The following is a 22529-nucleotide window of genomic DNA, read 5'->3' as shown; positions in this document are numbered from 1 at the left end:
TCGCATTAATCAACCGCAAATGAACCTTAAATGACCGAATTCGTGCAGGATTTCACAGAATTGCAAAATAAAAATGTCCCGGCCGAATTCACCGGGACATCCGTCATTCATGCTGTGTCTACACCTTCGCGATTTCTACCAATACGTTCTGGTAGAAATACAGCAGAATCGCATCGCCATCTTTCAATTGAGAGATCGCGATTTGCTGGTCGCCCTGGGTAACTTTCGTAGCCGACGTTACGGCATACGTGTTTAGCTCTGTAAGCGTAGCTCGCTTCACGGAAAGCTCGCCTGTAGCCGCGTTATATTTCCAGAACTTCTTGCTGATCCCGCTGTTTACCGTAACGACGACGCGGTCTTTAGCATCCTTCTTCACTTCGACGCGGTCGCCGACTTGAAGAACTGCAGACGAGCTGCCTGTTAGTCCGTTCTTCACTACGGTATAAGAATCGCCCAGCGTCACGCTGGTAACAACTCCGCTATTGTCAACGATCGCCAAGGAACTTGCGTTCACTGCAGTAAGCTTGCCGTATGTGACTTTTACGAGCTTGTACGCAACGGGAGTCAAGCCGACATATTGAACATTGCCGGTTTGGCCGGCTTTCAAATCAGCCAGTGTGATCTTGTCACCGCGTTCATTGTAAATATCCATCGCAGCCGCATTCAAATCCAGAATGGAACCATCCGATGTTTTCACCCTCAAACGTTTGCCAGCGACATCTGTTGAGAATACACTCGATTGCAGAGACGTGTGAACCTGCAAAGTGATCACTTTGTCTTGATTCGCATTCAACAAGCCGGTTACGGTATCGCCTGCTTTAACATCGGATACAGTAGAGGATGATTTACCGGCAATTTCAATACTATTCGGCAGCTCTAGCGGCAATGTGATAATGGCACCATTGCTTTGCGTAATCGAAACTTGGCTCGTATTAATAGCTGCCACTGTTCCGCTATATTTGTATACGAATTGTATGAGAACCGCTTTATTGTCCGTTACTCCGATGGTCAGCTTCCTGTTCTTAACCAGCAACGAACCGGCAGCACTCACGGCAACGGTGGATCCGTTTAGATCAATTCTTGTTTTGTCCGTTAAATACACCGACATCGGATTACCGTCTTTATCTTTAAAATCCAGAATCCGCGTGTCGCTTTCATAATTACGAACCGTTGCGCCAATCATCAGCGTTACATTACGATTCACTACTTTGATCGCAACAACTTGATCATTGGAATTGAGCGAGATATCCAGGATATCCCCTTTGACAAGGTCAGCAATGGTTGTACCCGTCAGACCATCGATGGTTACATCGACTAGAATAGATACAAACTTCGCTTCCAGGGCGCTTTGGGCAGTTCCGGCATTTTTCACATATTGAATCGTCTTCCCGTCACTGCTCGCGGAATAGAATTCGCCACGGATCAATTTGGCCGAAGTTTGTGTAATCGTGATTTTGGTCACCAGCGAATTTTTCACTTCGTATGAAATCGCATCGCCAACACGCAGCTGAGACAAGCCGCCGTCCAAAATCTGTCCTTGCCAAATGACATCCACTTGCGGAGAAACATTATATTTGTACTCGGTTCCGGTTACACTGTCTTTCACGGTTACGGCGGATGAAGCCGTATCAATCGCACTGATTGTACCTTGACCATTATTGTTAATCGGTGCGGATTGGACTTTAATGGAGAGCGCTTGTGGTTTCGTTCTGTATGTATCGCGCGTAATCTCCACTTCGCTGTCTTTCGCAAGTGCACTTGGTTTTATGACTGCTCCGGCTCCATCTGTCACGACAGTTGCACTGTTATACGTAATGGCTACCGGCTCGTCATTAATCCATACCCAAATCTTACTATCGTTTACGAGGACGCGATCTACTGTCCCTTTAAGCTTCTCAACTTGTTTAGCAGCATCCAGCTGCTCGACATAGAGAGCTTTGTTCCCGCTCGATATAACGAGAAGTTTCGTATTTGGTTCAAGATCTGCCACCTTCGACGGTTTCTCGGAATCGAAACGGTACACGTAAGTGTCAGGCGTCATCTCAATTGCAGATTCTTTGTCATTTTGATAGAGATGAACCGAAGTTGCATCTATGCTGGTCATGACTGCGGTTTGCTGGCCCGTGTAACTAACCGGGAATTGCGTCTCTGCTCTGCTGAAGATCGTAGCAATTGATGCGCGCGTAATGAATCCTTTCGGATCAAAACGATCTGCCGTAATTCCTTTAATCAACTGCAAGGATACGGCAGCATTCACATACCCCTTGTAATCGGATCCTACTTTACTTCCATCCGAGAAACTGATCGCATCATTGGCGAGCGCCTCGGCTTCCTTCTGCTTGCCGATCGCCTTCACAATCAGCTTCGTGATCCATTCACGCGTTGCTTTCTGCGTTCCCCAAGCCGATTTCGGGTTGGCCTCCGCCAGTTCGAATTCTTCCTTCTGATCCAGCAAGCCTGCTTGGAAAGCAAGAATGATATAAGGTTTAAAATAAGTGCTGACTTCGAACGTATCCGGGAAGACGATGGCATCATCCACTTTTACGTCTTGCTCTTTGCCGATAAAACGGATGGCAAGCGCGATCGCTTCTTGCTGCGACACATTATCGGACGGCTTGAATGCGCCATTCGTTCCTTTGACGATGCCCTGTGTCGCTAGCTTAGCAATATGCTTCTCTGCCCAGTGGCCGGCAGGAACATCGCTAAATCGCGATGGCGAAGCTGAATCCGCATACGCTAACGAACCGCCTACCGCAGAAAACCCTGTAAGTACTGAGAAAACCAACATCGATGAAACTACTTTGACCCATTTCTTCTGCTGCGGCATATTCTGAGAGCTCCTCCTTATGGTTTTGTAATGGGATGATCGATTTCTTCATGGCCCATTAAACTATCGACTGCTTCCCCATCAACCAATAGATCGATGGACGTAACGTCCTGCAATTGGAAATAGGTACGTGTCAGTGCTTGAATGGCAAGCATCTCACCCGGTGCGCCAAGTCTTGCTTCGTCAGGTAAATGAAGATCAAGGGTAACCGCCGCTCCTTCTTGTTTTGCGCTAAGCAGCTCGGCATGTTTCCATAAGGAAGCTTCGCCCTTTAATCCATCTTGCCGGAGTGCAGTAAACATCGCTTTTAACTTCTCCTGCGGATCGCCGTATTCGATGTCTGACTTCTGCTCGTGGAGCTCCATCATATCGTCATCCGTATAGAAAACAGATATCTGCTCTTTGACAAGTGCAGGTTCTTCCGGCTGTGTTGGCTCCGTTTGAGCGTTATTGGCTTCCTGATCTTGATCCTGATTCGGTATCTGGTCACTTGAAGTATTGTTCGTTCCTTCTGCCGGCTGTTCTTGAACTGCTCCGCCTTGCGTTAGCGCTTCTGTCCGATTGCCGCAAGCGCTAAGTGGTACGATAAGTGCGGCAGCAACGATTACCGATAATAATGAAGTAGTAATATGACGTTTCATCGGCATTCTCCTAGCTTAGTTTTAAATATTCTTTAATCCCCGCTACGATTTCCGCAGCAATCTTGTTCTGTTTCGCATCATTGAAGAGCACGGAGGAATCTCCGCTGTTCGAGAGATAACCAGCTTCAAGCAATACGGCCGGCATCGTCGTCTTCTTAATTACTCTGAAATCAGCTTGTCTTACGCCACGATCCTTGAAGCCTGTCCCGATAACCAAATACTTGTGCAAAATTTTCGCCAGCGCGATACTGTCCCCGCGTGAGTAATACGTCTCTGATCCGGTAACCGTTGCACTTTCCGTCTTATTCGCATGGAATGAGATAAACAGATCGGCTTTGAGATTGTTTGCAAAAGCAGCGCGATCATCAAGTTCCACGAATGTATCGTTGGAACGCGTCAGATATGGCTTGATCTTCGTTTCTTGATCAAGCAGCGCCTTGACCTTCAATGTAATGGCAAGGTTGTATTCCTTCTCCTGACGACCGTTTACACTGAGTGCTCCCGGATCTTTTGCCCCATGGCCTGCATCCAGTACAACTTTATACACCTTATCCCCCGGCGTTACCGGCGGAGTAACGGGCGGTGGACCGGTTTGCTCCAAGACATCAATTCGAATGGCATGATCTTCTTTGACCGTTTGTACATTTGTCGGTGCCAGCAGGTCAAGAACGATCCTAACCGTATCCGGCTTGTCCGAATAATAAGAATAACGTACTTTCTGAAGCGTCGGATGCGAATCGATTAAGATCTCGCCAAGCTTCGTAGCGCTGTTCAGCTGCGTGAACGCAGGTGTAAAAGCAGAATTAAAGTTCATATAAGGCAGATCGATGACAACGCGCTCAGGGTTATGCAGCACTTCTGTTTTGACCTCTTTGAAATCGCCTTCATAGGATAGGTAAATACTGCCTAAACCATTATACTCGATTGATTTGAGACTTGCAGAACTATCTGTTGGCGGCGGATCTACTACCGGGCCTTCTCCGTTACCGGGATCCGTTCCCGGGTCCGGTGTTTCAGTCGGCGGATCTACAACAGGCGGTGTCACTACGGTTTGCTGAAAGAGATGGACAGAACGGGATAGCTTGTCCCAATATACACTTAACCCGAATTGCTCGCTGACAAAACGCAGCGGTACCATCGTAGAGCCGTCTGTATTGAGAGCCGGCGCGTCAAGAGTGACTTCCCGGTCGTTTACAATGGCGTTCTTACCGCCGATTGTCAGTACCATGTTCGTTTCGCCATTGGAGATTGTTACAGTCGGCTTCTCCCATGCCACATCAAAACCAAGCCCTTCCGTCACCGTCCGGATTGGAACGAGTGTCGAATCGCCAACAATGCGGGGCTCTGCGGCACTTTGAAGCTGTTTTCCATTCAGATAAAGCTTTGGTGCTTCCGCTGCTCCCACGAGACTGGGGAACATAGAGATCAAGAGCGACAACAGCAACACAGCGGACACAAACTTCTTCATCTTTCACCTCTAAAACTATTTATTTCGCCCTGACAGCCAGCCTAATATCGACGCAAACTGTAGACAATGATTAGACGCAGTTTGTCAGAAAAAGTTGCGTATTCAGGAAATTTGTAACTATTGCTTATGAATTATGCTTATTGTGCATTTTACGCCTGAGTAGGGTGGTTTTTCGAGGTCTAGCGAAGTGTTAGAGCGCTTGCCGCTTAATGAGGAGTGAACAGTCTGGTTTGAGTTCTGTAAACGACACAATTTCCACTTTAGTAATGAAATTGCCTTCCTGCCTTTCTTGCTGGGCGAAATAAGCCGTTTTGACCACCGAGAGTCGGTATTTCCGACTCTCAATCTGTTTGGTCGGTGTTTTCACCACCGAGAGTCGGTTTTTCCGACTCTCACCATCAATCTGGCAGTGAATTCGAGGCTTAATCAGACTGAGAGTAGGATTTTTTCCGAATCTCAATCTGTTTTGTCGCCGTTTTCATCGCTGAAAGTTCGATTTCGGCACTCTCAGCGGTAAGATGGCTGTGAAATCGATCTTCTAACAGGCTGAGAGTTCAATATTCGAACTCTCAGCCTGTTAATTCGACGTTTTCACCGCTGAGAGTTCAATTTCGCCACTCTCAGCGGTACGTTGGCTGTGAAATCGATCTTCTATCAGACTAAGAGTTCAATATTCGAACTCTCAAACTGATATTTCGGCGTTTTCATCGCTGAAAGTTCGATTTCGCCACTCTCAGCGGTACGTTGGCTGTGAAATCGATCTTCTATCAGACTGAAAGTTCAGTATTCGAACTCTCAAACTGATATTTCGGAGTTTTCACCGCTGAGAGTTCGATTTCCTAACTTTCAAACTCCCGCCAGCAGCGAAATCAAGCGAGATACAAAAAAAAAGCTGCCCCATTGGGCAGCTTTTCTTTCAATTAAAATGCGACGCGGCTTGCTTCGTATGCGGAGATTTTATCTTCGTGCTGAAGCGTTAGGCCGATATCATCCAGGCCTTGAAGCAGGAATTGACGGCGGTGCTCATCGAGGTCGAAGTCGATATGCAGACCAGCATCATCAGTCAGTGTTTTATTTTCCAAGTCAACATTCAGCTTGTAGCCTTCTGTCTTCGTCGTGCGTTGGAACAAGTCTTCTACTTGCTCTTCGCTCAAACGAATTGGAAGAATGCCGTTCTTGAAGCAGTTGTTATAGAAGATATCCGCGAACGAAGGCGCGATAACCACTTTGAAGCCATAATCGAGAATCGCCCACGGCGCATGCTCACGGGAAGAGCCGCAGCCGAAGTTAGCACGGGAAATCAGCACTTCCGAACCTTGGTAACGAGGTTGGTTAAGGCTGAATGAATCAATGACGTTACCTTGCTCATCCCAGCGCCATTCGAAGAAGAGGAACTGGCCGAAACCGCTGCGCTCAATGCGCTTCAAAAATTGTTTAGGGATAATGGCATCTGTATCTACGTTTACACGATCTACCGGGGCAACAAGACCCGTTAGCTGTTTAAATTCTTCCATGATCGTTAACTCCTCTCGTCTCTCTTGCTACTGCAATCGAATCCCCATATGTTGGGCGATTCAATTGCTGTGTTACTAGTTCAATACTTCGGATTTGATTTTCCAGTCGCGAACGTCTGTGAATTTACCCATGATCGCAGCAGCTGCGGCCATTGCCGGGGAAACCAAGTGCGTACGTCCGCCGCGGCCTTGACGGCCTTCGAAGTTACGGTTGGATGTCGATGCGCAGCGTTGACCCGGTTGCAGAACGTCTGGGTTCATCGCCAGACACATGGAGCAGCCGGCGTCGCGCCATTCGAAGCCTGCTTCAATGAAGATCACATCAAGGCCTTCTTTCTCAGCCTGAATCTTAACGCGGCCCGAACCTGGAACGACAATCGCCGTAACGCGGTCGCTTACTTTATAGCCTTTGGCAATTTCAGCAGCGGCGCGCAAATCTTCAATCCGGCCATTCGTGCAAGAACCGATAAAGACGTAGTCGATGTCGATTTCACTCATCGGTGTACCAGGAGTAAGTCCCATATATTCAAGTGCTTTCTCAGCCGCTTTACGCTCGTTCTCAGTTGGAAGCTCAGCAGGTACCGGTACGTTCTTCGTAATGTCTGTACCCATACCCGGGCTTGTACCCCAGGTTACTTGCGGGATCAAGGAATCCACGTCGAACTCAAGAACCGTATCGAACTCGGCGCCTTCATCAGTCGCAAGCTCTTTCCATACTGCGATCGCACGATCAAACGCTTCGCCTTGCGGTGCGTATTCACGGCCGCGAAGGTAGTTGAACGTTGTGTCGTCCGGAGCGATCAAACCAGCGCGTGCGCCTGCTTCGATGGACATGTTACAAACCGTCATACGCTCTTCCATCGACAGGCTGCTGATCGCTTCGCCTGTGAATTCCATTACATAACCGGTACCGAAATCCGTACCGTATTTGGCAATGACGCCAAGAATCATATCTTTAGCAGTTACGCCTGGCTTACGGCTGCCTGTGAAACGGATCTCCATTGTTTTTGCTTTGGATTGCTGCAAGCACTGCGTTGCAAGAACATGCTCAACCTCGGAAGTACCGATACCGAAAGCAAGTGCTCCGAAAGCGCCGTGCGTGGATGTATGGCTGTCGCCGCAAACGATTGTTTTACCCGGATGCGTTAGGCCAAGCTCAGGTCCCATAACGTGAACTACACCTTGGTCGATACTGTCGAGGTCAAACAACGTTACGCCGAAATCTTTACAGTTTTGCGTCAGCGTATCAATTTGCTGCTTCGAAATCGGATCCGTAATGTTGAAACGATCTTTCGTAGGGACGTTGTGGTCCATCGTTGCGAAAGTAAGGTCCGGACGGCGTACTTTACGACCTGTCATACGAAGGCCTTCAAACGCTTGCGGAGAAGTTACCTCATGGACAAGCTGCAAATCGATATAGATTACGCTCGGTTTACCTGCATCCGAATGAATGACGTGATTATCCCAAATTTTCTCAAACATCGTTCTTTTCGTCATTATATTCACCTCATAAGTTCATTTGCTCGTAGCAATAATTCAATGAAGTCATCATAACATTTCTTTCTTCATTGATCTAAGATATAATATCTATAACAGCAATAGGTACGGCCTATGAAGTTAAAACATGTAAAAACTTGGTTCTGGAGTGGTCGATCATGGAATTTCGCCAACTGCAATACGTTATCCAAATTGCCAAAGAAAAGAATTTCTCGCGCGCAGCGGAGAAACTGCATATCGCACAGCCTTCCCTCAGCCAGCAGCTGTCTAAGCTGGAGAAGGAAATCGGTGTGCTCTTATTCCGCCGGACTACCAACTCCGTTGAGCTGACTCATGCAGGGGCTGTATTTGTAGATAAAGCGCAGAACATCTTAGACAATATCGAGCAATTGAAACAGGAGCTCGACGACCTTGCTCATATGCGCAAAGGAAAGCTCGTCGTAGGAAGTTTATCCATTACAGGCTCTCACGTGCTGCCGACCGTATTACCAATCTTCAATAAAAGGTATCCCGAAATCGAAGTTGTCCTTGTCGAAGATACACCGTCCAAGCTGGAGCAATTAACCGCAAGCGGCCAAACCGATCTCAGCTTACTTGCACTGCCGCTATTCGAGCCTTCCCTGGAGTGGGTTCCGATCATTGAAGAGGAAATCGTGCTCGCAGTTCCTCCTGATCACCCATTGGCCAAGCTGAATGAACCGATTCATATTGAAAGGCTCAGTGCCGAGCCTTTTATCGTACTCAAGAAAGGCCAAGGCTTCCGGCAAAATGTATTGGAGCTGTGCGAACAAGCGGGCTTCGAGCCGCGCATCGTATTTGAAAGCACGAATATCGAAACCATCCAATCCCTCGTCGCAGCAGGCATGGGAATTACTTTCGTGCCGCAGATGCTCGTCAGGGATAAAGGCGACGAACGAACACCTGTCTACTTGCCGATTTCCGCTCCTACGCCGATTCGTACGCTTGTCATAGCTAGCCGTAAAGGCCGCTATCTGTCGAGAGCGGCCGAGGCTTTTATCGAAACCATGAAATCTACATTAATAAAGTGACGGACGGCGGTCTTCGAATACCGGAATCTTGGCGCGGACGGCGTCTACGAGGTCCAAATCGATTTCCGCCCTCATGATGACTTCCTCTTCTCCCGCTTCCGCCACAATTTCGCCCCACGGATCAATGATCAAGGAATGGCCGAAGAACGTGCTCGTTCCGCTCGTGCCGCAGCGATTGCATGCAATCACATACATTTGATTCTCAATCGCTCTTGCCGTTAGCAGAGTCCGCCAATGATGCAGTCTGGGATTTGGCCACTGCGCCGGAACGAATAAGACTTTAGCGCCGCCAAGCGCAAGCTTGCGTGCCAGCTCCGGGAATCGAATATCGTAGCAAATCATCATTCCCGCATCGGAGCCGGCCACTTCCAGGGTACCGAGCTTCTCCCCTGCCAGCAAATGTTTCTCTTCATCCATAAGACGGAACAGATGAATTTTGGAATAATCCGATACCACTTCACCGTTCTCGTTGAACGCGTAAATCGTATTATAAACGCCGCCATCACGCTTCTCCGCAATGGAGCCCCCAATAATTTGAACCTGATGCTCACGGGCAAAAGCGGACAGCAACGCCTTTGTGCGCGCTCCGTCTTGATCCGCGATCTGTTCGATCTGCTCAAGCGCGTAACCGGTGTTCCACATCTCCGGGAACATGATCAGATCCGGTTTAACCGGCCCTTGAACCGCTTCTTGCAGCCTCTCCTCCAGCCTTGCAAAATTCGCCTCGGGATATCCCGCATCAACGTGCATTTGCACGATCGCAAGCTTTAATTTCCTCTCACTCATTCCATTGCCTCCTGAATTGCTCAGTTTTACCTAATCATATCGTCTCATGCTTCGCTGTCAAGATGGGCACTGTAAGGAGGAAACTATCCTGTATCGATTAAGGAGACTGCGTAAATGAGAAGATGGAGTACAAAAATTGTATCAGCCTTGGCACTGCTTTTGTTTCTGGTTCTTCCTGCTGTGGCCAGTGCCGGAGCACTGGATGACGGCGGTGCTATGCAGCGGCCAGTGCAGGCTTTCGATGTCGTTGCGGGCAAGGTTGTTAAGAGCGTCCCGAACAATGCCGAGTTTCAAGGCTACGCGAAGTCCTGGTTAAACTCCGTTACCGGCTTGTCGCCAAGACTGCAGGCCGAAGACAAATGCGGGTATGTGTTCCGTATTCCGCTTGATCAACCGACTGCTGTCAAAGCAGGAGCGCTGCAGGTGATGACGCAGGATGTTTTCCTGTTCTATTGTCCGAAGAAACCGCAGTTGCTGCTTATATTTGACGAGAACCGCAAGCCGTATTTGCTCCAATTCAAAGCGAATATCAAGCCTTTCCTTAAAGCGATGGATTTGTAGGAGGCTTGCACAGCCCTATAACATCGTTCACTCCACCTTGCCGCTTTAGGAACCGGGCGCTCGACACTCATTCCAACATTATGCTACATTTAGGCTTAGATTAACGGTGGAGTGATAACAATGGATGGAATAAAAACAGTTCAAATCAGTCCGGCAGACCGGATGACCGGTTTGCCGGCACAATTCTTTGCCGGACTAGTCCGCAAAGCGAATGCACAAGCAGCGAAAGGCCGCGATGTCATCAATTTGGGGCAGGGCAATCCCGATCAGCCTACACCGCCTCATATAGTAGCTGCACTTCAAGAGGCAGCTCCGAACCCGATGTATCATCGCTATCCGCCTTTCAGCGGATATCCTTTCCTCAAACAAGCGGTCGCGCAGCGGTATAAGGAAGATTATGGCGTGGACCTCGATCCGGAGAAAGAAGTCGCGATCTTGTTCGGCGGCAAAACAGGACTTATCGAAATAAGCCAATGTTTGCTGAATCCGGGCGATATTTGCCTCGTACCGGATCCCGGCTATCCGGATTATTGGTCCGGCGTTGCACTTGCGGGCGGCAAGATGGAGTATATGCCGCTGACGGCAGACAATGCTTTCCTTCCGGATTACAGCGCGGTATCTCCGGACGTTGCGGATAAAGCGAAGCTTATGTTCATCAACTACCCGAACAATCCGACCGGAGCAACAGCCGGTCCGGAGTTTTACAAGCAAACCGTTGAATTCGCGGCAAAGCATGGCATCGTTGTGGCGAGCGATTTTGCTTACGGGGCAATCGGTTTTGATGGAAAACAACCTGTAAGCTTCCTGCAAACACCCGGAGCCAAGGAAGTTGGCGTTGAATTCTATACGCTGTCGAAGACTTACAACATGGCCGGCTGGCGCGTCGGCTTTGCGCTCGGCAATCCCGAAATCATTTCATTGATCAATCTCATTCAAGATCACTACTACTGCAGTTTGTTCGGCGGCATTCAAGCTGCCGCGGCTGCTGCGCTGACAGGTCCGCAACAATGCGTAACGGATCTTGCTGCTGCCTATGAGAGCAGGCGTAACGCTTTGTTCGGCGCAATGGACGAGATTGGCTGGAAGGCTGCGAAGCCGAGCGGTTCTTTCTTCTGCTGGCTGCCGGTGCCTAAAGGCTATACCTCTTCTTCCTTCTCCGATCTGGTATTGGAGAAGGCTGATGTCGTACTTGCGCCGGGAGTAGGCTTCGGCACGCATGGTGAGAATTACGTGCGTCTGGGTCTGCTTGCCCCTGAAGAACGGCTGCAAGAAGCCATTCGCCGCATCGGTAAACTGGGTCTGTTCGAATAATCAAAAAATAATCTTCGCTTCGCCCATAAAGCCTGTCTTTATGGGCTTTTCTTTACTTTACAGTACGAGGCAGAACATGGTATGATTCTCTTTAATTAAAAACCATTAACGTCTTGATGGGGCCAAGTATGCACTCCGCAATGCGACCAGAGAGTAAATTCGTTCGCTGTGAGAATTTACCGTTATTGCTGCAGAAACCTTCCCCGGAACGGCCGGCGATGAGTCGGACAGCGACCTGCTGTTATCAGGTCTAAGAAAGCGGAACGGCATGCCAAACATAGCCGTTAATAAAGGTGGTACCGCGGAAGTTAAACTTTCGTCCTTTGTATATACAAGGATGAGAGTTTTTTTTATTTTCTAGGAAAGGTTTGGGGAGACATATGACAGATACCCTTGTAGTCAAAATCGGCAGCAGCTCCTTAACCTCCGATGAAGGCGGCATTAATCGGGAACGAATCGCCTTCTTTGCGCACGAGCTCGCTGCCCTCCATGAAGCAGGCTACCAAGTTCTGCTTGTCACCTCCGGTGCCATCGCCGCCGGATTCAAGAAAATCGGCTATCATACCCGTCCGAAGCTCGTCCATGAGAAACAAGCGGCCGCGGCCGTCGGTCAAGCCCTTCTCATGCAAGCGTATCAGGAAGCCTTCGCGTCGTATGGCGGTAATGGCGGAGTAGGCGTTGCCCAAATTTTGCTTACCCGGGCCGATTTCTCCAATCGCAAACGGATTCAGAATGCACTGATGACCATTGAAGAGCTGCTCCATCGGCGCATGCTCCCAATCGTGAACGAGAACGACACCGTGGCAACGGATGAATTGAAATTCAGCGAGAACGATACGTTATCCGCGCTTGTCGGCAATCTCGTGAAAGCGAAGCGGCTCATTATTTTGACCGATATGGATGGCCTTTATTCGGAAGATCCTCGTAAGAATCCGAATGCGGTTCGTTACGACCGAGTCGAGCAAATATCCGATGACATTCTGCGTGTCGCAGGCGGAGCAGGATCATCCGTCGGAACGGGCGGAATGCGCTCGAAGATTGAAGCAGCGCGTATTGCGATGCGCGGCGGTGTTCCGGTGTTCATCGGCCGTGTCGTAGAGCCCGGCGATTTGAATCTAGCCGTATCCGGTGTCGGCAAAGGGACGTATTTCGAAACGAGTCAACATAATCTGACGACAAAGAAACAATGGCTTGGCTTCCATTCCATGCCGCAAGGCCGTATCTTCGTTGATCATGGGGCCGAACGAGCCTTGCTCGAAGGCGGCAAAAGCTTGCTGCCTGCCGGCATTCGAACCATTGAAGGTGATTTTCATCCCGGCGATGTCGTCGAAGTGTTTAATGAACAGCAGCAATCGCTTGGCCGCGGTGTCGTCAACTACGCAGCTTGGCAGGTCCAAGCCGTTGCGGGCTTAAGTACGGAGGAAGTTCGCAGACGCGTTGAAGTAACTCGAATCGAAGTCATCCATCGTGATGAGTGGGTCACGCTAAGAGCATAAACGACAAGGACTTATGAGGGAGAGAGACCATATGAGCGAAGTGCGGAAGAAAGCGGCCCTTGCCAAACAGGCAGCGGGCATTATGAACCGATTGACGACGAATCAGAAGAATGAAGCCCTTCTCGAAATGGCGCATGCGCTCATCCGCCATCAAGATTCGATTATTGAGGCGAACCGGATCGACATCGAACGCGGACGCGCTAACGGCACGAGCGAATCCTTATTAGACCGGCTGACGCTTACATCGGCACGCGTGGAAGATATTGCTGAAGGACTTCGCCAGGTTGTGCGGCTGAGCGATCCAGTCGGTATTACGTTGGAAACATTCGAACGCCCTAACGGACTTCGCGTTGACAAAATCTCTGTACCGCTCGGCGTTATCGGGATGATCTATGAAGCTCGTCCCAATGTAACGGTCGATGCTGCCGGGTTATGCCTCAAGACGGGCAACTCGGTTGTCCTTCGCGGCGGCTCTGCCGCGCTGGAATCCAACCGCCGTATCGTCGAAGTGCTGCGCGGTGCGCTTGCCTCCACATCAATGCCTGCTGAAGCACTCCAATTGATTGAAGACCCATCACGCGCTTCCGTTGACGAGATGCTGAAGTTAAACGGCTTGCTTGACGTTGTGATCCCTCGCGGAGGAGCATCATTAATTCGAAATGTTGTTGAAAATGCGACCGTACCTGTCATTGAAACAGGTGCCGGCATTTGTCATACTTATTTGGACGACAGCGCACAGCCTGCTATGGCTTCGGATATCGCATTCAACGCCAAGGTGCAGCGCCCTTCCGTCTGTAATTCCATGGAGACGCTGCTTGTCCATGAAGCTTTCGCCGAACGTCATCTTCGTGAATTAGCCGACCGATTCCTTCAGGCTAATGTCGAGCTCCGCGGTTGTGAACGAACGCGCGCCATCATTCCTGAAGCTAACGAGGTTACCGTAACGGATTATGCAACGGAATATAATGATTACATTATGAATATCCATATCGTTTCCGGCATAGATGAAGCCATGCAGCATATTAGCAAATACGGCACGATGCATTCGGAATGTATCGTCACGGAGAATCAAGAGCGCGCGGATCAGTTCATGCAGCAGATCGATGCGGCTGCGGTATACCATAACGCCTCCACTCGTTTCACGGACGGTTTCGAATTCGGTTACGGCGCCGAAATCGGCATTAGTACGCAGAAGCTGCATGCCAGAGGACCAATGGGACTCCCTGCACTGACATCAACCAAATTCCGCATTTACGGCAGCGGACAAATTCGCGGATAGAACAGGAGGATTCACGATCATGACGATACTTTCATCTTCTAGTGTTTCAACTGCAATCGGATCGCTCAAAATGTGTTTTTACGGGGCAGGCTCCATTGCGGAAGCGATGGTTCGCGGACTGCTCGACCGCGGCTTGACCGAGCCGGGTCGAATCAGTATGATGAATCGGCAAAACGCGGCTCGGATGGAAGAGCTCGCGGCTCGATACGGCGTGAACACCTCCTCGCTGGACGCGGAGAAAGCCGTCATGCTGCAGGAAGCCGATATTGTATTTCTTATGATGAAACCGAAGGATGCTGCGGAAGCGATCTCTCAAGTGCGTGATCTCCTGCATCCCGGCCAATTGGTTATCTCCGTTATTGCCGGCATGACCATTCGCACATTGGAAACACTGCTGGGCAAGCCGATGCCGATTGTCCGTACAATGCCTAATACATCAAGCACAATCGGACTTGGCGCGACCGGAATCAGCTTCTCCGCTTCCGTCTCGGGCAATCAGCGCGACCTCGCCGAGACGATGTTTCAAGCGGTAGGCTTAACGGCAGTCGTGGAAGAAAAGCTGCTTGAAGTGGTTACAGGGTTATCAGGCAGTGGACCTGCCTATGTATATTATCTAATGGAAGCTATGATTGTTGCCGGCAGCGAACTTGGACTGACAGAAGAAGCCGCACGCGAACTGACCGTTCAAACCGTACTAGGAGCCGCACATATGGTGAAAGCTACTGGGGAGAACCCGGCTGATCTGCGCCGTAAAGTGACTTCGCCTAACGGCACAACGCAAGCTGCAATTGAGAAACTAGATGCAAACCATTTCTCGCAAGCCGTGATCAGTGCGATTGCGCGCGCTGCGGAACGTGCTGCGGAGATGGGTGCAGAGATTGAAAGGAAAGCGACATCATGAGTGAGCAAGCTGTATGTATAGCAACTTATCGTTGTTACGATCACAAAGCAGATTTTCATAAAAAAGCGCAGGGCATTGCCGTTGGCCTGACGGTCGGCAGCTGGACAGATCTGCCGGAAGCGCGTAAAGCCGAGATGGAGAAACATCTAGGCCGCGTTATTGCCGTGGACGTTCATGAAGGTTCCACGCCTGAAGAACGTTATGCCGACCTGCGCATCGCCTATCCGGATGTGAACTTCAGCCGTGACCTCCCTGCCCTTCTCGTTACGGTATTTGGAAAGCTGTCCATGGACGGCAAAATCAAGCTGCTCGATCTCGATTTCTCCAGCAGCTTTGTTTCAGCTTTTCCGGGACCGAAATTCGGAATCGACGGTGTCCGTAAGCTGTTAGGTGCGAATGAACGTCCGCTGTTAATGAGCATTTTCAAATCCGTTATCGGTCATGATTTGCCTAACCTGCGGGAGCAGTTCTATCAACAAGCGCTAGGCGGCGTAGACCTGATCAAGGACGACGAAATTCTGTTCGAGAACCCGCTCACCCCGCTTGAGAAACGGGTAGAAGCCTGCATGGAAGCTGCACGCCAAGCTGAACAAGTTACGGGGCAGAAACTGCTTTACGCCGTCAACTTGACCGGCCCCACTTCCAAGCTTGCTTCGCAAGCGAAAAAGGCGATTAATGCCGGCGCGAATGCGCTCCTGTTCAACGTGCTTGCCTATGGCTATGATGTCCTGCACGAGCTGAGCAGCGATCCGGAGATTTCGGTTCCCATAGCGGCTCACCCTGCAATGGCCGGCGCCTTATACCCTTCCGTACACTACGGCATCGCAGCGCCTTTGCTGCTTGGTAAGCTGATGAGACTTGCCGGTGCCGATCTTGTTCTCTTCCCTTCGCCTTACGGCTCTGTCGTCATGCCGCGAGAAGAGAATTTAGCCGTGCAAGCTGCTTTAATTGATCCTTCATTGCCGGTAGCGCCGAGCTTCCCAGTTCCATCGGCAGGCATTCATCCCGGACTTGTCCCGCTTATTCTGCGTGACTTCGGCACCGATGTCGTCGTCAATGCAGGCGGCGGCATCCACGGTCATCCGATGGGAACAGCCGCTGGCGGACATGCGTTCCGTATGGCGATTGAAGCCGCAAGAGCAGGCATTTCGCTGCCTGAAGCCGCAGCGAAGCCGGGTAACGAAGCGCTGCAAGCGGCGATCGACAGCTGGGGGTACAAAGAATAATGAGCATGAACAACATGACATCCAGAGCACCGCAGCGCGTTATTTTTTGCGACTTTGACGGCACGATTACCGAGAACGATAACATCGTTGCAATCATTAAACATTTCAATCCGCCCGGCTGGGAAGCGATCGTGAACGACATCGTCGGACAGCGCAAGACGATTCGTCAAGGTGTCGGCGAGCTGTTTCAATTGCTGCCCTCTTCGATGAAACGAGAAGTTGTCGACTATGCCATCTCGAATGCGACAATCCGCGCCGGTTTTGCCGATTTGCTGCAATATTGCAAAGATCATGATATTGAATTTTACGTTACGAGCGGCGGCATCGACTTCTTCGTCTACCCGCTTCTGGCGCAGTTTAACATCCCGGAGAATCACATTTACTGCAACGGCAGTGATTTCTCCGGCGAACAGATCGAGATCACATGGCCTCACCCCTGTGAAGGCGAATGTAAAACCGACTGCGGCATGTGCAAAACAACCATTATTCGCCGCTTCCCCAAAGGTCAGTACGAGCGCATTCTAATCGGCGACAGTGTGACGGATTTCGAAGGAGCAAAGCTTGCTGATGTGGTATTCGCACGCTCTCATTTAACGCAGAAATGCAAAGAGCTCGGACTTTCCTATCACGAGTTCAAGACGTTCCACGACGTCATCGATGTATTGAAATTGCAGGAGGCGACAACCTAACGATGTCATTTGCACAGATTGCATTAGAAGACAAGCAGCGCGTGCTTGCAGAGCTTACTGAAGTGAAGAGCCTTTTCGCTTCCCGCGGCTGGTTCCCGGGAACGAGCGGCAATCTTTCGATCCGAGTCGGCGACTACTCGCCGGAAGACTTTCATTTCGCCATTACGGCAAGCGGCAAGGATAAATCGCTGTCGACGCCGGAGGATTTTCTGTTCGTCGATCAAGCGGGTAAACCGAGTGAGCCCACTCGACTCAAGCCTTCGGCTGAAACATTGATCCATTGCGAAATCTACCGTCAAACGGGCTGCGGCGCTATCTTCCACATTCATTCCGTCTATAACAGTATCGTTTCCGAGCTATTCTGGGAGCGTAAAGCGATCCCGGTTGACGGCGTTGAGCTCATTAAAGCATTCAATATTTGGGAAGATGACGCCCATATTGATATCCCGATCGTGTCCAACTTTACGCATATACCAAGCATCGTACCGGAAGTTACGGAACGGCTTGATCCGCGTATCCCCGGCATTATGCTGCGAAAGCATGGTATTTACGCTTGGGGCGCAAACGCTTTTGAAGCGAAACGCCATCTGGAAGCGTTCGAGTTTCTGTTCGAATACGTGTACCGCTGGGAATTGCTGCACCGCAAAGGTTAATTGCGCGACATGCAAAAAGGCGATGGAGACAAGCTGTTTGCAGCTGATCTTTATCGCCTTTTATCTTGTACCGAGCTCGGCTTCAGCCGCTGCGCAGCCAATACGGCCAGCTCGATTTTGTTTATCGCGCGACAGTGCTCTTCCGAGATGACAAACACCTCCGGTATCAGCAGCTGTTCGAAGTAGCCTTCCACCTCGCTTGTTTCCTGAAACCAATCCTCTCGGCCGCCTATCTCTACCGGTACATCCTGCCAAGCAGCGCCAAGCTCCGGACTCGCTAATTTCTTCGCTCCCCGCTTCAGCTTGCAGCCGTCCAGCTTCTCCACATAACTTCTCGTCGATTGGGGGCGCAATTGCTTCGTAAACAGATGCGGGGCATAATCGGCTCTCGAGCCGGTATGATGCACGGCCCGCACAAACGCCAGTACTCCTCGATGCACCTCCGGAACGCCATAGAGAATGGCATATAATCGTTTCCCGAATTCAATCCGCTCCTCCAAGCTGCGGAAGTTCTCAAGCACCAGCCCCGCAAGCTTCATAGCTCCTTCGTTCGGCGCGCCATAAGGCATAAATACGGCATTGGTTTGGAGTGGCGTCTGCAAGAGGAAGGCAGGCTTACGAGTGACATGCTCCTTGAAATACGTGCTGCGGACAAGGGGAACTTCAATGACATGCTGCTCATTGACAATAAGGGCGGTGGTTAACATGGCTGCATCCTTTCGACGCCAGAACTGAGACCAAACCGGACGCATAAATCCAGACACGCCAAAGGCAGGCAACAACGAGAAGAGCTCACGGCCTTCCTTCCGCGAAGCCTCATACAGCAACAGCTGCGGATATGCATCTTGAAAAATCATTGCATTCGCCCGTTCCAGCATCAGAAATGTCTGCTTGCGATAAGCGCGATCAAGCAGCCGCGGCAGCAGCTCCCCTTGCAAATCGGTCATATTCCAGCCGCCATTGCGGGAAACCAGATGGGCCAGCAATGCCCAGTGCAGCTCCGGACAGCGAAAATATACCGCGCGATACGCCTCCGTGCGCGTTACGTTGTTCTGATTGGCAATCTCCGTTTCATGGCGAATCCGATGAATGATTGCCCTTTCCTGCTCGTTATATATCTCGGATAAAGCCTCAACAGGTGATTCCGTACGCTGCTCACCAAGTGACTTCCAACCTGCTCGCAGCTCGCGGACGAATTCTTGCTTGAGCTCCATTGGAATCGCGTGCTGAGCCAGCTTCGAGGACGCTCGTTTCGCCCGTCGCTTCGCCGCTACATAAGCAACGATACGTGCAGGCAATCTTCGGAGTACAAGTATGATGCGCTTCATTACAGAAGGGTCATTGCTGCCTTGATGCTCCATGCGCTTCGCCACTCCTTTCATTCTGGGGCGACATCCGTTTCTTCTTGTCCACGGGTATACAAATTAGTATGGGCTTCTCTACAATCAATTAGCCGCCCGTAGTATACTGAAGAGAATAGGACGAATACGTGCAGGAGGTCTGCAGACGATGTGTGGACGATATACCATTACAGTATCTTTGGAAGAGCTAATGTTACGTTATTGGATTTCTTCCACGAATGTGCCTTATCATCAGCCCAAATATAATGTTGCCCCAGGTCAAATGGTATTCGCCATCGTTAGTGACGGAACGCAGAACCGGCTCGGTGAGCTTAAATGGGGACTTGTCCCTTCCTGGGCCGACAGCCCGAAGGTCGGTAACAAAATGCTCAACGCCCGCTCCGAAACGGTCTGGGAGAAGCCTGCCTTCAAGCAGCTCATACGCCGCAAACGCTGCATCATTCCGGCTGATGGTTTCTACGAATGGCGTCAGGATGAGAAGGACAAGCAGCCGATGCGCATCGTGAAGCGCGACCGCAAGCTCTTTAGCATGGCGGGGCTATATGATACTTGGGTTTCCCCGGATGGGATTAAGCTGAGCACCTGTACGATTCTCACGACTTCGCCTAATGAACTGATGGCCCCAATCCATAATCGGATGCCGGTGATCCTCCATGAAGAGCATGAAGCGATGTGGCTTAACCGTTCGATGCAAGACCAACAACAGCTTCATGCACTGCTTACCCCTTATCCGTCAGAACTTCTGGAAGCATATCCGGTAGGCAAAACGGTCGGCAGTGTGGCGAATAACGATGCATCGTGCATCGCGCCTATCTGAACGCATCTGATGACAAAAAAAACCGCCGATCCAAGGATCAGCGGAACATCGCCCATAATTTGATAAGGTGGAGTGTGTTTGAAGGATCGATTTTCTGACCAAGTATGAATGCAATTAATTGCTCTTCCTGCTGCTCCGTAAGCGACTCTTGTAAGATGCCTGATGACGTCTTGACGAGTTTCTTTACTTTCGTGCGATCCTGTAAATCATATTTGGTCACACCATTTAACAGCATCTTCATACGATCCTTCACGACCGGATTCTTCATTTTCAACTTCACGCGCTCGACCAGCTCGGGCCGAATACCATATTTCGTGTAGCTCATCTTATGGCTAGCACCTCCGTCCGGCTTCTTAAAGCCATTCGTTGTACTATATGCCAAGACAGCCGCTTTCAAAACTAGTCCAAGAGTTCCCCTTGAAAAAGTTGCTCTTTCTTGAGCAAATCACGCAGTCTCGCAAAGGCCGCTGCCGTCCAGAAATCCGGCTTCGCCGTCATGTCAGCCGCATCATCCCGAGCTTCCTCAAGCACCGCAAAGTCGGCCGCCATATCGGCCAGTTTAAAGTCCGGTACGCCGCTTTGCTTCGTGCCGAAGAAGTCCCCAGGCCCTCTCAGCTCCAAATCCCGTCTCGATACCTCGAAGCCATCATCCGTCTCCGTCATGATTTTCATCCGTTCCCGACCGATTTCCGACTTCGGATCGGCTATCAAGACACAGTAGGACTGGTGTCCGCCGCGTCCTACTCGCCCGCGCAGCTGATGCAGCTGCGATAAGCCAAACCGCTCCGCATCCATAATGACCATCAATGTTGCGTTCGGCACGTCGACCCCGACTTCTACGACAGTGGTAGCTACGAGTACATGCACTTCATTCTCGCTGAATGCGCGCATGACTTCATCTTTGTCCGAGGTCGTTAGTCGTCCGTGCAGCAGTCCAATTCGCAAATCCGGAAAAGCTTGCTGAATTTGAATATGCAGGTCGATTGCATTCTGCACATCCAGCTTCTCCGATTCCTCGATGAGCGGGCATATAAAATAACACTGGCGCCCTGCCTCCACCTCTCGCCGAATGAAGCCAAGCACCCGGTCCAACATATTGTGTTTCACCCAATTGGTCTGAATCGGCTTACGGCCTTGCGGACGTTCACGCAACGTAGACACGTCAAGGTCGCCGAATGCCGTAATGGCTAGCGTTCTTGGAATCGGTGTCGCCGTCATTGTGAGCACATCCGGATTCATCCCTTTGCGGCGCAGTACGCTCCGCTGGTTAACGCCAAATCGGTGCTGTTCATCCGTTACAACTAAACCGAGACTGCGGAAGTTCACGCCTTCCTGAATAATGGCCTGCGTGCCAACGATGACATCAATAAGACCCATTTGCAGCCCTGCCAGCACATCGCGTCGTTTCTTCTCCGTCAAACTGCCTGTCAATAAGGCTACCTGCAGCCCAACGCCGCCCAGCAGCTTCTGTAAGGAGCGGTAGTGCTGCTCCGCTAATATCTCCGTCGGCACCATCAGCGCCCCCTGGTGGCCCGCTTTGTAAGCGGCAAACAGCGCAATAGCCGCTACGACGGTTTTCCCGGAACCAACATCGCCCTGCAACAGCCGGTTCATACAGGAAGGGTGACGCATATCGATCAATATTTCGTTGACAACCTTCTTCTGCGAATCCGTCAGCTCGAAGGGCAGCGTACGCACGAAAACCCGAATCGATTCCGCATCAACCACATGCGCGACGCCATCCATTCGTTTACGGTTAATCGTACGGTAGGCTTGCAGCTTTAATTGAAACAAGAACAGCTCCTCATAAACGAGTCGCCGCCGGGCGGCTTGCCCTTGCGCAATATCCGCAGGCTGGTGAATCTGTTTCACGGCATCGCGGCGCAGCATAAGGCCATGCTTGTCCATCAATTCAACCGGCAGAATCTCTTCCACCATCGGCCCGTATTGAAGCAGCGCCTGCGTCATGATTTTGCGTATCCACGGCTGCGTCACGCTGCCTCCAACGGAGTAGACGGATTGGAGTGTCCCTGAGCGAGAAGCGCCTTTATCAGGGAACTCGGACTCCGACACGGTAATTTGCAGCCGCTGCTGCTCCCACTTGCCCGTCAGCACGATATCCCTTCCGGGAATCAGCTGCTCCTGCAGAAAATGCCGATTAAACCATACCGCCGTTACTAATATGCCGTCGATCACTATTTTACAGGTTAAGCGAGTCTTAGAGCGGCCAAGCCGCTGCAGAAGCGGATTGCCCATAATCTTGCCCTCTACGGTCGCTTTTTCCCCATCCTTCGTTTCCCCTAAGCTCCGAATCCGATAGTCTTCATATCGAAACGGAAAATAATCCAGCAAATCCGCGATCGTATGAACGCCAAAGGCGTGAAGCTCTAATTCCTTCTGAGCACTCACGCCTTTCATTTGCCGGACCGTTATTTGATCCAGCTTCATCCCCA

At 50.6% G+C, this 22529-nt stretch carries 19 protein-coding genes; 10 read left to right on the top strand and 9 right to left on the bottom strand.

Translation table 11 applies throughout. From position 1 onward, the window contains the following. Positions 1-118: 118 nt before the first annotated feature. The 5 genes from BM412_RS06825 to leuC form a co-directional block, all read right to left on the bottom strand. A complete protein-coding gene (locus BM412_RS06825; RefSeq protein ID WP_091215537.1) occupies positions 119-2827 on the bottom strand; it encodes an S-layer homology domain-containing protein in 2709 nt (902 codons plus the stop codon). Positions 2828-2844: 17 nt separating this feature from the next. After that, on the bottom strand, positions 2845-3468 hold the full coding sequence (locus BM412_RS06820) for a GerMN domain-containing protein (protein WP_177245689.1): 624 nt from the start codon (positions 3466-3468) through the stop codon (positions 2845-2847). A gap of 10 nt (positions 3469-3478) precedes the next feature. Beyond that, positions 3479-4936 (bottom strand): N-acetylmuramoyl-L-alanine amidase, encoded by a 1458-nt coding sequence (locus tag BM412_RS06815; RefSeq protein WP_091215531.1) that lies wholly within the window; start codon positions 4934-4936, stop codon positions 3479-3481. Positions 4937-5856: 920 nt separating this feature from the next. Further along, positions 5857-6450 (bottom strand): 3-isopropylmalate dehydratase small subunit, encoded by a 594-nt coding sequence (gene leuD / locus BM412_RS06810; RefSeq protein WP_091215530.1) that lies wholly within the window; start codon positions 6448-6450, stop codon positions 5857-5859. 75 nt (positions 6451-6525) lie between these two features. Further along, positions 6526-7947: a 3-isopropylmalate dehydratase large subunit gene (leuC, locus tag BM412_RS06805; protein ID WP_091215527.1), complete on the bottom strand. Its 1422-nt coding sequence runs from the start codon at positions 7945-7947 to the stop codon at positions 6526-6528. 158 nt (positions 7948-8105) lie between these two features. Between leuC and BM412_RS06800 the strand changes: the two genes are divergently transcribed. Continuing rightward, a complete protein-coding gene (locus tag BM412_RS06800; protein ID WP_091215525.1) occupies positions 8106-8996 on the top strand; it encodes a LysR family transcriptional regulator in 891 nt (296 codons plus the stop codon). Here the strand turns inward: BM412_RS06800 and BM412_RS06795 are convergent. Next, positions 8985-9782, bottom strand: a complete 798-nt coding sequence (locus tag BM412_RS06795; RefSeq protein ID WP_091215519.1) for a carbon-nitrogen family hydrolase — start codon at positions 9780-9782, stop codon at positions 8985-8987. The two genes, BM412_RS06800 and BM412_RS06795, sit on opposite strands and share 12 nt — an antisense overlap. A gap of 114 nt (positions 9783-9896) precedes the next feature. Between BM412_RS06795 and BM412_RS06790 the strand changes: the two genes are divergently transcribed. From BM412_RS06790 to mtnB, 8 genes are all read left to right on the top strand, one after another. Continuing rightward, positions 9897-10343, top strand: a complete 447-nt coding sequence (locus BM412_RS06790) for a hypothetical protein (protein WP_091215516.1) — start codon at positions 9897-9899, stop codon at positions 10341-10343. 120 nt (positions 10344-10463) lie between these two features. Continuing rightward, complete coding sequence (locus BM412_RS06785) at positions 10464-11654, top strand: pyridoxal phosphate-dependent aminotransferase (protein WP_091215514.1); 1191 nt, start codon at positions 10464-10466, stop codon at positions 11652-11654. 380 nt (positions 11655-12034) lie between these two features. Next, a complete protein-coding gene (gene proB / locus BM412_RS06780) occupies positions 12035-13150 on the top strand; it encodes a glutamate 5-kinase (protein ID WP_091215511.1) in 1116 nt (371 codons plus the stop codon). 31 nt (positions 13151-13181) lie between these two features. Further along, a complete protein-coding gene (locus BM412_RS06775; RefSeq protein ID WP_091215509.1) occupies positions 13182-14429 on the top strand; it encodes a glutamate-5-semialdehyde dehydrogenase in 1248 nt (415 codons plus the stop codon). A 19-nt stretch (positions 14430-14448) separates the two neighbouring features. After that, on the top strand, positions 14449-15330 hold the full coding sequence (gene proC / locus BM412_RS06770; RefSeq protein ID WP_091215506.1) for a pyrroline-5-carboxylate reductase: 882 nt from the start codon (positions 14449-14451) through the stop codon (positions 15328-15330). Continuing rightward, positions 15327-16556, top strand: a complete 1230-nt coding sequence (locus BM412_RS06765) for a 2,3-diketo-5-methylthiopentyl-1-phosphate enolase (RefSeq protein ID WP_091215504.1) — start codon at positions 15327-15329, stop codon at positions 16554-16556. The genes proC and BM412_RS06765 overlap by 4 nt, the downstream gene beginning before the upstream one ends. 5 nt (positions 16557-16561) lie before the next feature. Then, positions 16562-17245: a 2-hydroxy-3-keto-5-methylthiopentenyl-1-phosphate phosphatase gene (locus tag BM412_RS06760; protein WP_256256352.1), complete on the top strand. Its 684-nt coding sequence runs from the start codon at positions 16562-16564 to the stop codon at positions 17243-17245. A gap of 2 nt (positions 17246-17247) precedes the next feature. Continuing rightward, positions 17248-17898: a methylthioribulose 1-phosphate dehydratase gene (mtnB, locus tag BM412_RS06755; protein ID WP_091215501.1), complete on the top strand. Its 651-nt coding sequence runs from the start codon at positions 17248-17250 to the stop codon at positions 17896-17898. 50 nt (positions 17899-17948) lie between these two features. Here the strand turns inward: mtnB and BM412_RS06750 are convergent, their stop codons facing one another. Next, a complete protein-coding gene (locus tag BM412_RS06750; protein ID WP_256256155.1) occupies positions 17949-19280 on the bottom strand; it encodes a DUF2515 family protein in 1332 nt (443 codons plus the stop codon). Positions 19281-19407: 127 nt separating this feature from the next. On the opposite strand from BM412_RS06750, the gene BM412_RS06745 reads away from it, so the two are divergent. Beyond that, positions 19408-20076 (top strand): SOS response-associated peptidase, encoded by a 669-nt coding sequence (locus BM412_RS06745; protein WP_091215496.1) that lies wholly within the window; start codon positions 19408-19410, stop codon positions 20074-20076. Between the two features lie 37 nt (positions 20077-20113). On the opposite strand, the gene BM412_RS06740 is transcribed toward BM412_RS06745, so the two are convergent. After that, a complete protein-coding gene (locus BM412_RS06740) occupies positions 20114-20401 on the bottom strand; it encodes a stage VI sporulation protein F (protein WP_091220249.1) in 288 nt (95 codons plus the stop codon). 74 nt (positions 20402-20475) lie between these two features. Then, on the bottom strand, positions 20476-22524 hold the full coding sequence (gene recG, locus BM412_RS06735) for an ATP-dependent DNA helicase RecG (RefSeq protein ID WP_091215492.1): 2049 nt from the start codon (positions 22522-22524) through the stop codon (positions 20476-20478). Positions 22525-22529: the final 5 nt, after the last annotated feature.

This window comes from Paenibacillus sp. BC26, from assembly GCF_900116125.1.
GTDB lineage: Bacteria > Bacillota > Bacilli > Paenibacillales > Paenibacillaceae > Paenibacillus_Z > Paenibacillus_Z lignilyticus.
Note: the sequence above shows the minus strand (reverse complement) of the source record. Positions and strands in the feature narration are given on the sequence as shown.

Coding starts and splice junctions, on each gene's coding strand:
- BM412_RS06745 (WP_091215496.1), top strand. CDS start 19,408: ATGTGTGGACGATATACCATTACAGTATCTTTGGAAGAGCTAATGTTA.
- leuC (WP_091215527.1), bottom strand. CDS start 7,947: ATGACGAAAAGAACGATGTTTGAGAAAATTTGGGATAATCACGTCATT.
- proC (WP_091215506.1), top strand. CDS start 14,449: ATGACGATACTTTCATCTTCTAGTGTTTCAACTGCAATCGGATCGCTC.
- BM412_RS06815 (WP_091215531.1), bottom strand. CDS start 4,936: ATGAAGAAGTTTGTGTCCGCTGTGTTGCTGTTGTCGCTCTTGATCTCT.
- BM412_RS06775 (WP_091215509.1), top strand. CDS start 13,182: ATGAGCGAAGTGCGGAAGAAAGCGGCCCTTGCCAAACAGGCAGCGGGC.
- BM412_RS06820 (WP_177245689.1), bottom strand. CDS start 3,468: ATGAAACGTCATATTACTACTTCATTATTATCGGTAATCGTTGCTGCC.
- leuD (WP_091215530.1), bottom strand. CDS start 6,450: ATGGAAGAATTTAAACAGCTAACGGGTCTTGTTGCCCCGGTAGATCGT.
- BM412_RS06765 (WP_091215504.1), top strand. CDS start 15,327: ATGAGTGAGCAAGCTGTATGTATAGCAACTTATCGTTGTTACGATCAC.
- BM412_RS06740 (WP_091220249.1), bottom strand. CDS start 20,401: ATGAGCTACACGAAATATGGTATTCGGCCCGAGCTGGTCGAGCGCGTG.
- BM412_RS06825 (WP_091215537.1), bottom strand. CDS start 2,827: ATGCCGCAGCAGAAGAAATGGGTCAAAGTAGTTTCATCGATGTTGGTT.
- proB (WP_091215511.1), top strand. CDS start 12,035: ATGACAGATACCCTTGTAGTCAAAATCGGCAGCAGCTCCTTAACCTCC.
- BM412_RS06750 (WP_256256155.1), bottom strand. CDS start 19,280: ATGAAAGGAGTGGCGAAGCGCATGGAGCATCAAGGCAGCAATGACCCT.
- mtnB (WP_091215501.1), top strand. CDS start 17,248: ATGTCATTTGCACAGATTGCATTAGAAGACAAGCAGCGCGTGCTTGCA.
- BM412_RS06785 (WP_091215514.1), top strand. CDS start 10,464: ATGGATGGAATAAAAACAGTTCAAATCAGTCCGGCAGACCGGATGACC.
- BM412_RS06795 (WP_091215519.1), bottom strand. CDS start 9,782: ATGAGTGAGAGGAAATTAAAGCTTGCGATCGTGCAAATGCACGTTGAT.
- BM412_RS06800 (WP_091215525.1), top strand. CDS start 8,106: ATGGAATTTCGCCAACTGCAATACGTTATCCAAATTGCCAAAGAAAAG.
- BM412_RS06790 (WP_091215516.1), top strand. CDS start 9,897: ATGAGAAGATGGAGTACAAAAATTGTATCAGCCTTGGCACTGCTTTTG.
- recG (WP_091215492.1), bottom strand. CDS start 22,524: ATGAAGCTGGATCAAATAACGGTCCGGCAAATGAAAGGCGTGAGTGCT.
- BM412_RS06760 (WP_256256352.1), top strand. CDS start 16,562: ATGAACAACATGACATCCAGAGCACCGCAGCGCGTTATTTTTTGCGAC.